This window comes from Streptomyces chattanoogensis (genome assembly GCF_001294335.1).
Lineage (GTDB): Bacteria > Actinomycetota > Actinomycetes > Streptomycetales > Streptomycetaceae > Streptomyces > Streptomyces chattanoogensis.
In genome coordinates this window covers 12,497-26,016 of record NZ_LGKG01000146.1, presented here as the reverse complement: position 1 = coordinate 26,016, position 13,520 = coordinate 12,497, and the positions used below count along the sequence as shown (strand labels likewise).

Genomic DNA, 13,520 nt, shown 5'->3' with positions numbered 1-13,520 from the left:
TTCTCAGCGCCTGCACCCTTGCCTCCGAGATGTGGGACGGGTCAGCGGGCCGGTGCGGCGCCGGCGTTGTTCTTGAGCTCCAGCACCAGCTGGGGGGTGAGCGCGCTCCCGGCCCGGTTGGCGAAGAGGGTCATCTCGTAGGCGATGTTGCCGAGCTTCGCCTCCTTCGAGGTCACCACGCCGAGGACGGCACCGCAGCCGATGGCCGACACCAGCACATGGCCGCCCTCCAGGTCGATGATGACCTTGTTGAGGGCGCCCAGACCGTAGTTGCCGGACGCACCGGCGGCCAGACTCGTGACGCCCGACACGATCGCGGCGAGCCGCTCGGAGTCGGCCTGCTCGCGCAGTTGGGAGACGGCGATCAGCAGACCGTCGGAGGACACCGCGATGGCATCGACGACGCCGGCGGTCTGGGTGGCGAACCGGTCGAGCAGCCAGGTGAAGTCGGCGGCCGCGGCTGTCAGATCGGTGGGTTCCGTTCGTTCGGAACTGCTCTTACCTGTCGGCGTCGTCACTGCCCGACTCCTTCCGGGATTCCTGGTGTTGCTGGTGTTGCGAGGGCGCTGGATCCTGCGGGGCAGCGGCACTGTCCTGCTCTGCCCTGCGTACGGCGGCCTCGAATTCGTCGAGTTCCGAACGGACCGCGTCGGCGTCGGCAGGTCGGCGCACGGCCTGGGCCTCCCGGTCGGCCATGGGGGTGGTCATCTCGAGCGTGGCACCCCGTACCCGCCGTCGAAGCGGCCGGGCGGACGGTGCCTGCCGCGGGGTGAACGCGGGGGCGGTCCGCTCCGCGTCCGTGCGGCGCGGGAGGCGCCGGGGGAGCTCGTCCTCCTGCGGGGAGGAGGCGGCCGGCCGCGGTTCGGGCGCGGCGGCGGGAGCCCGCACCGGCAGGGGAGTGGGGGAGGCCGGTCCGGGTTCGGGTCCGGGTTCGGGCGCGAGCGCGAGGGGCTCCGGCCCGGGCGTTGCCGGGTGCGCGGACGCCGCCTCGGCGTCGGCGTCGGCCTCGGCGTCGGGCCCGACAGCGACGGCGGCCACATCCGCTGCCGGAGCCGGCGGGGCGGCGGGGCCCACGGCCAGCAGCAGCGCGGAGGGAAGCCAGACCGTGCCGGTGACCCCGCCGCCCGGCGTACGGCTCAGGGCGACCCGAATGCCGGAGCGCCGGGCGAGGTTCCCGACCACGAACAGTCCGAGGACCTTGGTCGGGACGAGGTCGAGCCGTTCCCGGCGGACCAGCCGGGAGTTCTCCTCGGCGAGGCGCTCCGTGCTCATGCCCAGGCCGTGGTCGATGACCTCGATCAGGGCACCACCGTCCGACGTGACGTCGGTGCCGGGCCGCACGACCACCTCGACGGGTGTGTCGGACGGGGAGAACGACACCGCGTTCTCCAGCAGTTCGGCGAGCATCAGCGTCAGATCGTCGACGATGTCGGGCGCGACGGTGACCTCGGTCTCGGACCGCAGGGACACCCGCTGGTATCCCTCGATCTGGCCGAGCCCCGCCCGAATGACGTTGACCAGGGTGGTCGGCCGGTCCTCCACCTCGGGGTCCCGGATTCCGGCGAGCAGCATCAGACTGTCGGCGTTGCGCTGGAGGCGTACGGCGATGTGGTCGATGCGGTACATCCGCTCCAGGACGTCGGGGTCGGTCTCCTCGCGTTCCACGGCGTCGATCAGCAGGAGCTGGCGTGAGGTGAGGTTGCTGACGCGGCGTCCGACGTTGCCGAACATCTCGGCGACGTTGCGGCGGCTGAGCACCTGTCGTTCCAGCAGCGCCGCGGCGGTGACCTGCACCTGGTTGAACGCCTCGGCCAGGTGGCCGATCTCGTCGCGGACCGGAACGGGAATCGGCCGCGGCCGCAGCGGGGTGCCGTCCGGCGACTCGTCGTCCTCGACCCTGGCGAGCTCCTCGCCGGCCACGTCGACGACCTGCTGGGCGGCGCCGGTCAGAACTGCCAGGGGGCGTACGACCGAGCGCCGGACCAGGACGGAGAAGGTCAGCCAGGCGGCGAAACCGAGCAGGGCGAGGCCCAGCATGGCCAGCGCGTTGTGCAGGGCGCTCTGGGAGAGGCCGTCGGCCCGGGCGGCGATCTGCTGGATGAGCGACCGGGTGATGCCGAGCCGGGCCTCGGCCTGCCGGGTTCCGGCGGCGATCGCCTTGCGCAGCTGCTGCGGGGTCTGGCCCTGGAGGGAGCCCGGATCGATCTGGAGCTCCGCGAACTGGGCCTCGATGCCGTTCTCCTCGGCATCCCGGTCGATTCCGCCCAGGCGCAGGACCTGGTCCGGGTCGGCGATCCTGCCGAAGCGTTCCGTCTGCTCCTCGTAGAGCTTGTGGGCACCGACCGCGCGCGTGTACTCGGTGAGCGCGTTGGCATCCCGTGTCTGGGCGGAGAAGACCCCGCTTTCGAAGGCGGCGTGGGCGGCGTCGGCGCGCAGTACCGTGTCGAGGAGGTTGACGACCGAGGACGACGAGGTGCCGACGAAGCGGTCGAGGCCGATACCGTCGATCAGGTAGCCGACCGCGGCGGCGTACGCGGGATCGATGCCGGCGGCCGGAACCGAGCCCCGTTCGACCTTGTCGCGCAGCACCGCAAGGCCACGGATGTACTCGAGGGCCTGCGCTTCCTTCCTCGGCAGGCCTGCCCCGAACGCGGAGTGCACGGCGGTGACCTGCTCGTCGGTGTCCTCCTGCGTCCGGCGGTAGGCGGCGGTGGAGGGCAGGGCGACGCCGGGACGGGTCGCCTCCTGCTCCACGGACAACAGGAGCGCCTGCCGGTGTTCGGCCTGGACGTCGTTGATCAGCTTGGTGACCTGTTCGCTGTCGCGCACCAGCTCCGCGGTCCGGGCGGCGTCCATCGCCTTGTCGATCTGAGCGTTGACACCGACGCCCAGGAGGACGCCGACGACCGCGACGGGCGCGATCACCAGAACGTTGAGCTTCCGCCGGAACGGCCACCGGTCCAGGAGGGCGCCCGCCTGCCGACCGAACCGCGGCCTCGACGGCGACCTCCGGGACGGGTCCGGTCCGTGTGGCGGGTCCACTGTGTCCACAGACACCCAGGCCTCCTTACGACGTGCTTCTGAGCGGTGACCCAGGTGTTGTTGTTGCCGACCGCCGACGGCGGGGGAACGTGACGCATGCGAAGTTTGCCCCCGCACGAGAGCGAAACGAGAGCGAAAGGATTGCGCCACATGCCCGACCGGCCGTGAACACTACCGCTTGTGCACGCGCATGCAACACACGAACATCAATGGCCAATCGGTATTCAAATCTTTGTCACTTTTGGCCGGTTATCCCGTTGCGGAGCGCCCCACAGGCTCGGAGCCGACGACGTACGTCGTCCCTCCCGAAGGCGGATGACCGTCGGAATCTCGCCACCCGTAACCTGTCTCCCCCCACCCCAACCCGCATCCGCATCACGCCCTGCGAGGAGACCCGTGCACCCCACCCGCAAAACGGTCGCGACCGCCGCCGCACTCCTGGTCATGGCCACCGCCGGCTGCGATGCCGGCGCCACCGCCACCGCATCCCACAGGAACTCCTCCAAGCCCGGATGCCCCACCGCCCTCGCCAGGGCCAGGCAAGCCGTCAAGAAGGCCGAGGAGGTCAACGCCCCTTGGCGGGGTCCCACCGACGGACCCAAGGCCGCCCACGGCAAGACCGTCGTCTACATCGCCCAAACCCTGACCAACCCAGGCGTCGCCGGAGTCGCCCAAGGGGTCCAGGAAGCCGCCAAGATCGTCGGATGGCACGCCCGCACCCTCAACGGTCAGGGCACACCCGACGGCCAGCGCGCGGCCTTCAAGCAGGCCCTCCGCCTCAACCCGGACGGGATCGTCATCAGCGGGTTCGACCCCGGGATCGCCGCGGCGGACGTCAAGAAGGCCCATGCGGCCGGAATTTCGCTGATCGGCTGGCATGCCACCGCGGCTCCCGGCCCGAGTAAGGATCCGCAGCTCTTCAGCAACATCACCTCCCGGGTCGAGGATGTCGCGAAGATCAGCGCCGACTGGATCATCGCCCGGTCCAACGGCCGCGCGGGTGTCGTCCTGTTCACCGACGCCTCCATACCCTTCGCGAAGCACAAGTCCGACCTGATCAAGAAGGAACTCGCCACCTGCTCCGGCACCAAGCTGCTGAGCTACACCGACATCCCCATTCCCCAGGCCGGCAGCCGCTCTCTTGGTGAAGTCCGCTCCCTGCTGTCCCGTTTCGGCCGTAAGTGGACCTATTCCGCCGCCATCAACGACCTGTACTTCCGCCACGCCACCCCCGCCCTGCGCGCCGCGGGCAAGGACGGTGCGGGGGCCCCGTTCAACATCGGTGCCGGTGACGGCGACCCGTCGGCCTTCGAGCGGGTCAACGGCAAGGAGTTCCAGGCCGCCACCGTGCCCGAGCCGCTCTCCGAGCAGGGCTGGCAGATCGTCGACGAGTTCAACCGCGCCTTCGCCGGTGCGCCGGACAGCGGGTATGTCGCCCCCGTCCACATCGCCACCGCCGCCAACAGCGGCGGCGCACTGTCCTGGGACTCCGAGGGCTATCGCCAGGCCTACCGCAAGATCTGGGGCCAGTGACGGGGCCTGCGTCAGGACGTGAGCCGGAGCCGAAACTTGGGTTTTCCAAGTTGACACTTGGAAAACCCAATTCCCGCCGCTACGCTGCCTCAGCATGATCACGAGCAGGGAAGACGGCTACGAGCTTTCCACGGACCCCGGCAGTCTCGACGTCGGCCTGGTCCACCACTGGCTGTCGACCGATGCGTTCTGGGCGCTGGGCCGCAGCCGGGAAACGGTCGAGCAGTCGATGCGCGGCTCTCTCAACTTCGCGATCCATGACGCAGCCGGTTCCCAGGTCGCTTACGCGCGTGTCGTCACCGACCGGGCAACCTTCGCCTGGCTGTGTGACGTCTATGTCGCCCCTGCGCACCGCGGCAAAGGTCTCGGGACATGGTTGGCCGGTGCCGTTCGCGACCGCCTGGCTCCCTACAGGCTCAAGCGCGTCCTGCTGTCCACGCTCGACGCCCATGAGGTCTACGCGAAGGCCGGCTTCGTGCCCTTCCCGAACCCTGAGAACTTGATGATCTTGAATCCGGCGCAATGAAGCCCGAAGAAGCCGGCGCGCCATAGAGTTGACTGACCGTCAGGAAGGGCGAGGGGATCCTGAAATGCGTACGGTGATCTTGTGTGGAGGAGAGAGCCCGGAGCGGGACGTCTCCCTGGCCTCGGGTTGGTCGGTTGCCCGGGCCCTGCTCGAGCGGGGGCACGAGGTGGTCCTGGTCGATCCGGCCGCCGCGGTGCCGCTCCTGGCCGGGCCGCTGCAACCCGGCGACGGTGTCGCCGGGGTCGCGGTCGGGAAGGAGCCGCCGTCCCTCTCCCACCGGCGCCAGTTGCGGTGGCGTATGTACGCCGCCCTGACCGGCGGTCCGGTCCTGGAGCTGCTGCGCGGCGCGGAGCTGGTGTTCCTGGCGCTGCACGGCGGGTGGGGCGAGGACGGGCATGTGCAGGCGTTGCTGGAGATGGCCGGTGTGCGGTTCACGGGTGCGGGCAGCGCGGCATGTGCGGCGGCGTGGCACAAGGGGCGGGCCCAGGCGGTGCTGGGTGCGGCGGGTGTGCCGGTGGCCGAGCGGGTGCTGTGGCGGCCCGGGGCGGGTGAGGTGCCGCAGGACGTGAAGCGGCTGCTGGCGGCTGGGCCGGTGGTGGCCAAGCCGGTCGCGGACGGTTCGAGTGTGTCGGTCCACCGGGTCGAATCGCTCGCGCAGCTGGCACAGGTTGCCGCCGAAGCGGGCTCCGCTGAGGGAGAGCTGCTGGTGGAGCCGTTCCTTTCGGGGCGGGAGTTCACCGTGGCCGTGGTGGGCGACCAGGTGCTCCCGGTGGTGGAGATCGAGCTGACGACGCCGGTGTTTGACTACCAGGCCAAGTACCAGCCCGGTGCGGTCAGCGAGGTGTGTCCGGCGCAGATCCCGGCCGGCTTCGCCTCCCGGCTGCAGGAGTTGGCCCTGCGCGCCCACCATGCCCTGGGATTCGGCCGCGACGTGTACTCCCGCACCGACTTCCGCTGCGATGCCAGTGGCGAGCCGATGTGCCTCGAGGTCAACGCGCTCCCGGGCCTGACGGCGACGAGCCTGCTGCCGCAGGCGGCGACCGGTGCCGACTGGACCTACCCCGACCTGATCCAGCGCATCGTGGACCTTGCGACGCGCTGACTGGCCCACTCGCCAGGCCTCGGGCGAATTCCGCCTCCAGCGGGATGGTCAGTCCAGCGTCCTGCCCCGGGTCTCCGGGAGCAACAGGAGGTAGACCACGGCGGCAATGGCCTCCAGGCACAGGATGTAGAAGCCGAGTGCGCGTGCGTGGTCGTGGGCGATGGTCCAGGCCGCGATGATCGGCGTGCTGCCACCGAAGAGTGTGGTGGCCAGTTGGTAGGGGACGCCTATGCCCGAGGAGCGGACTCCGGTCGGGAAGAGCTCGCAGAACAGGGCGGCCATGTTCCCGTATCCGAGGGCGAGGAGCGCGTTGCCGACCACCGCCACCAGCAGATATCCGGCGGGGGTCGGGTGTTGGAGCAGGGCGAGCATCGGGTAGCCGAGGACCGCGAAGCCCAGGGCTTCGGCGATGATCAGGGGACGGCGCCCGGTCACCCGGTCGGACAGCGCGCCGACCAGCGGGAGCAGCAGGATGAAGGCGGCCAGCGCGACCGCATTCAGCGCCAGGCCCGTCCGCAACGGGAATGCGGCGACGAGGTTGGCGTACGTGGGCAGGAACACCTGCCAGGTGTAGTAGGTGACCTGGCTGAACTGAAGCACCACCACCAGCAGCAGGCTCCGCCGATGCCGCCGTACGGCGGTGCGCAGCGGCCGGCGTTCGACCTCACCGGAGGTTCGCAGCCTGGTGAAGGACGGACTCTCCGGCACGGCCCGGCGCAGCCGGACGCCGTACAGGCACAGCAGGGCGCCCAGTATGAAGGGCACCCGCCAACCCCAGTCGGCCATGAGCGACTTGGGCAGGGCTGCGGTGAGCGTGCCCGAGACCAGGGTGGCCGCGAGAAGCCCGGCCCCGGCGGTCATGTACTGGACGGCGCCGACGGAGGCCCGGCGGTCGTGCGGGGCGTGTTCGACGATGAAGGCGGTGGCCGCCTGGTACTCGCCGGAGTTGGAGACGTTCTGGATCACCCGGCCGAGGACGAGGAGGGCGGGGGCGAGCGGGCCGATGGAGCGGTAGGCGGGGGTCAGGCCGATCACGAGCAGGCCGGCTCCCATGATGAACAAGGTGAGCGAGAGCAGCTGCCGACGCCCGTGGCGGTCGCCGTAGGGCGAGAGCACCATCGTGGCGAGAGGTCGCACGACGAACGCGACGCCGACCACGATCCCGTAGGTGTAGAGCAGCGCGAGCGCCTCGTTGCCGACAGGGAAGAACTGCTGGGAGAAGACGGGCGCGAGCAGTGTGTAGACGGCGGCGTCGTAGAACTCGATGAAGTTGCCGATCGCGGCTGCCGTGACCGCTTGCCGGGAGAGGCGGGCGGCCGGGCCGGTCGCGGGCACGGCAGGCACGTGCGCCGGCTCCGTCGACTTCACCAGGACACCGGCAGTGTGGCCAGGCTCTGCAGACACGGGGGACCGTTCCGGACCGCGTCGGCGAAGGCGAGCGGGAAGGGAGGGGCGGACATCCGGCGCTCCTTTCGGGCCTCAGGGTTTGTGGAACGACGGGTCGTGCCGCTCGCCCAGGGCCGCCCGGCCGATGGTGGCCAAGATGTGGTCGTCGTCATCATGCCGCTGATAGACCGTCAGATCACGCAGGATCCGCTCCACCGGCGCGGGCCGGACCAGACTGCGGGCGCCACAGGCACGGATGCAGTGCTGCACGGTCTCCTCGGCCAGATGCTCGATCGCATGACGGGCGCGGCTTCCGGCGATCCTCGCCTCGTCGAGCCGGCCCTCGTCCCAGAGGCCGGCGACATGACGCAGCCACAGGCGGGCGCTGTCGGTGTTGACGGCCATCCGGCCGACCCGCTGCTGGACATACGGGTCGCCGGTCCTGCCCTGGTGCTTCAGATACCTCAGCGCGTACGCGTAGGCGGCCTCGGCCGCGCCGAGGAAGCTGGCGGCGTAGTGCGGGACGAACGCGGTCTGCCACTGCCCGGACAGGTAGCTGCCGGGCTCGCCGAGCAGGCGGCCGGACGGGAGGAAGGTGTGGTCGAAGCGGACGACGTGACTGGCGGTGGCGCGCATGCCGAGCGGATCCCACCAGGTGGTGTCCACGGTCACCGTGGGATCGGTCAGATCACAGACCAGCATCAGCAGTTCGTCGCAGGCACCGGCGGCGGCATGCCGGGCGCCACCCGGCCCGGCGGGGTTCACCAGCAGGATCGCCCATCGGGCACCGGTGGCGCTGGTGGCGAAGGCCTTGGTGCCGTTCACCACCCAGCCGCCCGCGACCGACTCGACCGTGGTACCGAACCTTCGGGCCTCACCGGGCTTGGGCGCCTGGGGCTCACCGCTCCAGGCCACCCAGATCTCACCGCGCTCGACGACCCCCGCGAACCAGCACCGCTTCTGCTCGGCGGTGCCCAAAGCGTCAATCAGCACCAGCGAGTTGGTGTGGCCCTCCCAGCAGCGGGCCAGGGAGAGGTCGGCGGCGGCCAGGTGGGTGGTCATCTCCCACAGGGGCAGGGTGACCCGCTGCTGCGGGCCCAGTCCCAGGCCGCCGTACGCCCGGGGCGCGGCGGCGGCCAGCAGACCGGCGGCGGACAGGTCGGCGAAGTCCTCGGCGGGGAAGGCCGCGCTGCGGTCGTATCCGTCGGCGCGCTCGGCGAAGCGGGCGCGGGCCAGCGCGGCCAGACGGCCGACGGCCGTCTGCGGGCAGGAGGCCAGCTCCTCGACGCTCGCCGTCACGCGGCGCTCTGTTCGTCCGGGCGGTGGAAGTGGGCGCGGTACATCACGTTCGCGGACGGATCGCCGGGCGTCGCGGCATGGACGTCGATGGTGAGCAGCCCTCGGTTGAGGTAGCTGCAGAGGTAGACCTGACGGGAGCCGTGCTCGGGGCCGAGTTCCGGCTCCGCCCGGAAGCCGATCGCCCTGCCGCCCGCCGTATCGGCGGCCAGCGGGATGACGGGGAGCGCTCCCCAGTCGCTGCCGTCGGCCTCCCGGAGCCGCACCGTGAGCCGGCCCTGCTGCTCGGCGACCTCGGCGTGCACGATGCCGGTGGTGGCGCGGTCGAAGTTGATCCACGAGCCGACCAGCGGCGCGGCATCGAGCGCTGTGACGGGACGGGTCGCCTTCGGCCGGTCGTCCGCGCGGCCGGTGCCCGCTCCGTTGAGGCCCGACGGGCCGAAGCGGCCGTGGCTGCGGTGGAAGAACTCGCGGGTCCAGTAATCGGCACGGGTCCGCTCATCCGTTTCGCTGAACACGTTGGAGGTGGTCACCACGAGGATCCCGCCCTTGTGATGGGCCGAGACGACGGTGCGCAGAAAGCCCAGGTCGAAGGCGGCCGTGAGCGCCGACCGGGCCACGCCCAGCGTGGTGTGGAGCACCGCCGGGGCATCGCCCCAGTCCCGGGGAGCCGGGTCACCGCCCACGAACGCCCGTACCCGTACGCTGCCGCCGTGCCCGCCCACGGTCAGCCGGGCGAAGCCGCTCGAGGTGGGCCCGTCCGTGCTGAGCCAGTCACCCAGCAGCGGGGTGAGACCGACCCCCGCATCTGCGGTGTCTGTCGTCATGATGCCTCGCTCTCCTGGAAGTCGTCTCCGACGCTGATGTCTTTGATGCCGATGTCTTCGTCTCCGACGCTGATGTCTGCACGGGGCCCGCCACGCGCCAGGGCCGCCTGGGCCGTGCCGAGCGGCATGTGGCGGCCGGTGAGCAGCCGGAACTGCTCCCGTACCTGGGTGAGCAGCACCTCGCGCCCGTCGATGACCCGTAGTCCGCGCGCCCGTGCGGCGGCGGCCAGGGCGGTGGGGCCGTCCCGGTAGACCAGCTCCAGGACGACCGTGTCCGGGTCGGCGTCCGCGGGCGGGAACGGTGCCCGGTCGGCCAGTGGTGTGGCATGGACCAGCACCTGGTGGCCGCGCACGGCGAACTCGGTCCAAGGGACGTAGGGCAGGCCCGTCAGCGCGGCGGCCTGCCGGCCGCGTTCCGGACCGCGGTTGACCATCGTCACCGAGGCACCCGCCCGGTGCAGCGCCAGCCCCGCAGCCCGTCCGGCGGGACCACACCCCAGGACGGCGACACGCTGCCCCGCCGGATCGACGCCGGATCGCTGCAGGGTGTGGAGTGCGCCCGCCAAGTCCGTGGTGTCGGCCTGCCAGCAGCCGTTCCGGTGGAACAGGGCGGTGGCGGCCCGGACCGCTCGGGCCTGTGGGCTCACCATGTCGGCCAGTGCCACGCCGGCCTCCTTGTGCGGAGGCTTCAAGGTCAGGCCGCGCAGGCGCAGCCCGCTCGCCCGGCCGAGGGCGGCCGTGCGTCTCAGCAGCCCGGCCAACGAGTCGGTGGCGAACGGCAGGTAGCGCGCGGGCAGGCCGTACTCGCGCAGCACGGCATTGTGCACCCGCGGCGAGAGCGAGAGGGCGACCGAGCCGCCGGCGATGCCATAGAGATCCGTCAACCGGGGGAGTGCCGGCAGCCCGTAGTCCTCGACGAGCTGTCGCAGGCCAGGCATCCCGTCGTCTCCCGGGCCGCCGAGCCGCCCGAAGGCCGTCGGGGCGCCCAGCCAGGGGGCGAGGATCCGCGTCCACGTCCCGCCCTCGCCGGTCTCGAAGGCGGTGACATCGGACCGTCCGAGGGCGGCGAGCAGTTCGGGAGCGGACGCGCTCTCCCCGTCCGCCGGTGGGTCGAGCACCAGCAGGTAGAGCGCGGCGGGCACGGCTGCCATCGCCGCGAACCGTGTGTGCAGCCCGAGCCGGTCACCCTCCGCGCCCTGCCAGGAGATCCGGCGCTGCCGCGGCGGGATACCGGCGGTCAGTTCCGGCACCAGATCCTCCGGCCATTCCAGATCCACCAGGTCGTAGTGGGCGGCGGCACGCAGCAGCCGCGCCCGCCGCTCCACCGCTCCCCCCTGGTACCGCCCGCCCTGGCGGCACGAACGCAACGTGTAGGTCAGCGGCCCGGGGGCCTGGCGCCGCAGCCGGTACGGGTCCGGATCGCCCACCAGGTCGGCGCGGACCTCCAGCCCTGTGGGGCCCGCGGGCGTCCGGCAGGCGCCGCGGACACGGCCGGGGCCGAGGTCGTCGGGGGCGGCGGCCACGGCCACGAGATCCGCCCGGCGCCCGCCGTTCAGTGATGCCATCGGATGTATTCCTCCAGGTGGGCCCGGCGCGGGACGAACCGGTTGACGGGAGCCTTCTCGTCCGGGTATCCGACGGCGAGAGTGCAGACGATCAGCCGGCCGCGGTCGATGTCCAGCGTCCGGTGCAGCACGTGCGCGTAGCGGGCCACGCTGAACTGCGGGCAGCTGCCCAGACCGTGGGCGACCAGACCGAGCATCACGTTCTGTACGAAGAGACCGAGCTCCAGGAAGGTGCCCGCCACCGCGTTCCCCGGCAGGTGGCAGACCAGCGCGGCAGGGGCCCCGTAGAAGCCGAGGTTGTCGCGGAGCAGTGCGCGCCCGGTGCGGGAATCCGGCTCCGTCCCCCGGATCCGCTGCAGGCCGTCCGCGGCATCCCTGGCGCGTTCCTCGGCCACCGGGTCGAGGCGCGGTACCCGGTCGACGACGTCGGGACGCGCGGGCTCGCCCCGGTCGAGCGCCTCGCGCAGCGCCCGCACCACCACCTCCAGGGTTCCGCCCGACACCACGCTGACCCGCCATGGCTGGATGTTCCGGCCGGACGGGGCATGACCGGCCGCCAGCAGCACATCGGCCAGTACACCGCGTGGGACGGCGCGGTCCAGGTAGGCGCGCTTGCAGTGCCGGGCTGTGATCACCGACAAGGAGGCAGCCGACGGGGGGTCAACCGGCGGCACGGCGGCTCCCCGGGACGGCCCCGGCCGGGCCGAGGTGTTCGCGGAGCCTGGTACGGACGGATGCCTGGATCCTGCGCGCACATGCGCGGTATTCCTCGGGCGGTTGGCCCGCCGGGTTCGGGATGTCCCCGGCCGGGTCCAGGCAGACCACCCGTCCGTCGAGCCCGGGGACCAGCGCGGCCACCTGGTCGCACTGTGCCCGGGTCATGCAGTAGACCACGGCACTGCCACGGCAGAGCCCGGGTGTCACCGGTCGGGCCCGGTGACGCCGGTACGCCGCTCGGGGGATGTCCAGCCCCGCGAGCGCGGCCCGCGCGCCGTCGCTCATCGTCGCGCCCGGCCGCTTCACCTCCAGCCCGGCGCTGGCCACCCGCAGCGGCCTCACCCGGGTGCGTGGCGTCCGCACGGCCAGCTCGGCCCTGGCCATCGACTCCGCCATGGCGGAGCGGCTGGTGTTGCCGCCGCAGATGAACAGCAGTCGGCAACGGCGTCTGGCCGCCAGGGCCGGAGAGGACAGTGCCAGCACCGCGCACAGCGCGAAGACCAGAGCGACCAGCTGGGCGCTGCCGGGCGCCGCGAGCCCGGCGAGCCAGACCAGGGCGTACGAGGCGACCAGGCCGGAGAGCAGGCTGGCACACCGGTTGGCCGGGACGCACCAGCTGTACTCACGGCGGTCGAGGTAGATCAGGGTGCCGAAGACGAAGAGCGCCTCGTAGGCAACCCCGATCGCGGCCGCGCCCAGGGCCGTGGGGGTGGTGAGGAACGTGGTGAAGCCCTCCCGCAACTGTGCTTGGCCAAGAGCCGCCCCGAGTACGAGCAGCAGCAGCTGCCAGGCAGGGGCGGCGGCGTGCTCCTCGACGAAGTAGCGCCGGTCGGTCGCCACGGTCCCCGTCTTGGCCACCCGGCTCATGACCTCGAACCGGCCCACGTATCCCGCCAGGTAGACCGCCAGGCTCAGGACGGCGCCGAAGGTCATGCGGTAGCCCGTCACATCGCCGAGCCCCACGCCGACCGCGACCAGGCTGAATGCCACGGCCACCCAGGCGGAGGCCCGGACGTGCCGTCGTCGGAGGGTGTCCATCACGGGCGCGATGATCAGCACTCCGCCGCGCATCAGCAGCAGCATGAGCAGGATCGAGACACCGGCGAAGGTGTAGTTGAGTGTGGTCGTGCCGATGATCAGCGCCGCGAACAGGCCCGACACCGCCGCATCCCGTCCGGGAAAAGGGAATTGACGTTCCATCAGTTCACGTCGGCCGGCGTACCGCCACCATCCGGAAGCGGCCAGGAACACCGGCATGGCGACCAACTGGCCCATCGCTGCCGCGGGTAGCAGAACCAGCCCCCCGACCGGGCCGTGGGTGCCTGGCAGCACACCACTGGAGAGGGCCTTCACCAACATCGCGTAGGGAATGTAGGAGACGAAATATCCGAATGCGAGCCATCCCATGTGCCCACCCTGAAATCGGGAATCGTGTGCAGTGTGACGGACCGCTATGAGGATGACAAGAAGACAATTCCCTGACTTCATCAACGGGATGGAAGGGAATTCCGGCAACCCGGGAGGCC

Annotated in this window: 11 protein-coding genes; 3 read left to right on the top strand and 8 right to left on the bottom strand. The window is 71.3% G+C overall.

The features are described from left to right. Nucleotides 1-41: 41 nt before the first annotated feature. On the bottom strand, nucleotides 42-518 hold the full coding sequence (locus tag ADL29_RS23350; RefSeq protein WP_053925553.1) for a roadblock/LC7 domain-containing protein: 477 nt from the start codon (nucleotides 516-518) through the stop codon (nucleotides 42-44). After that, nucleotides 499-3,057 (bottom strand): sensor histidine kinase, encoded by a 2,559-nt coding sequence (locus ADL29_RS23345; RefSeq protein WP_169795256.1) that lies wholly within the window; start codon nucleotides 3,055-3,057, stop codon nucleotides 499-501. The genes ADL29_RS23350 and ADL29_RS23345 overlap by 20 nt, the downstream gene beginning before the upstream one ends. 381 nt (nucleotides 3,058-3,438) lie before the next feature. Here ADL29_RS23345 and ADL29_RS23340 point away from each other — a divergent pair, with 381 nt between their 5' ends. The 3 genes from ADL29_RS23340 (at nucleotide 3,439) to ADL29_RS23330 (ending at nucleotide 6,203) form a co-directional block, all read left to right on the top strand. Then, nucleotides 3,439-4,575, top strand: a complete 1,137-nt coding sequence (locus ADL29_RS23340) for a substrate-binding domain-containing protein (protein WP_053925552.1) — start codon at nucleotides 3,439-3,441, stop codon at nucleotides 4,573-4,575. A gap of 94 nt (nucleotides 4,576-4,669) precedes the next feature. Further along, on the top strand, nucleotides 4,670-5,101 hold the full coding sequence (locus tag ADL29_RS23335) for a GNAT family N-acetyltransferase (RefSeq protein ID WP_053925551.1): 432 nt from the start codon (nucleotides 4,670-4,672) through the stop codon (nucleotides 5,099-5,101). Nucleotides 5,102-5,165: 64 nt separating this feature from the next. Next, nucleotides 5,166-6,203, top strand: coding sequence for a D-alanine--D-alanine ligase family protein (locus tag ADL29_RS23330; protein WP_063788517.1), 1,038 nt, complete (start codon nucleotides 5,166-5,168; stop codon nucleotides 6,201-6,203). 48 nt (nucleotides 6,204-6,251) lie between these two features. Here the strand turns inward: ADL29_RS23330 and ADL29_RS23325 are convergent, their stop codons facing one another. The 6 genes from ADL29_RS23325 to ADL29_RS23300 form a co-directional block, all read right to left on the bottom strand. Next, on the bottom strand, nucleotides 6,252-7,547 hold the full coding sequence (locus ADL29_RS23325; protein ID WP_053925550.1) for an MFS transporter: 1,296 nt from the start codon (nucleotides 7,545-7,547) through the stop codon (nucleotides 6,252-6,254). Between the two features lie 135 nt (nucleotides 7,548-7,682). Continuing rightward, nucleotides 7,683-8,888 (bottom strand): acyl-CoA dehydrogenase family protein, encoded by a 1,206-nt coding sequence (locus tag ADL29_RS23320; protein WP_078971218.1) that lies wholly within the window; start codon nucleotides 8,886-8,888, stop codon nucleotides 7,683-7,685. Continuing rightward, nucleotides 8,885-9,712: a hypothetical protein gene (locus ADL29_RS23315; protein WP_053925549.1), complete on the bottom strand. Its 828-nt coding sequence runs from the start codon at nucleotides 9,710-9,712 to the stop codon at nucleotides 8,885-8,887. Before ADL29_RS23315 ends, ADL29_RS23320 begins: the two co-directional genes overlap by 4 nt. Further along, nucleotides 9,709-11,277: a shikimate dehydrogenase family protein gene (locus tag ADL29_RS23310; RefSeq protein WP_053925548.1), complete on the bottom strand. Its 1,569-nt coding sequence runs from the start codon at nucleotides 11,275-11,277 to the stop codon at nucleotides 9,709-9,711. The genes ADL29_RS23315 and ADL29_RS23310 overlap by 4 nt, the downstream gene beginning before the upstream one ends. After that, on the bottom strand, nucleotides 11,265-11,912 hold the full coding sequence (locus ADL29_RS23305) for a nitroreductase (RefSeq protein WP_245689600.1): 648 nt from the start codon (nucleotides 11,910-11,912) through the stop codon (nucleotides 11,265-11,267). The genes ADL29_RS23310 and ADL29_RS23305 overlap by 13 nt, the downstream gene beginning before the upstream one ends. Before the next feature lie 25 nt (nucleotides 11,913-11,937). After that, nucleotides 11,938-13,401 carry an arsenate reductase/protein-tyrosine-phosphatase family protein gene (locus ADL29_RS23300; RefSeq protein WP_053925546.1) on the bottom strand — a complete coding sequence of 488 codons (1,464 nt, stop codon included), beginning with the start codon at nucleotides 13,399-13,401 and terminating at the stop codon, nucleotides 11,938-11,940. Nucleotides 13,402-13,520 lie beyond the last annotated feature (119 nt).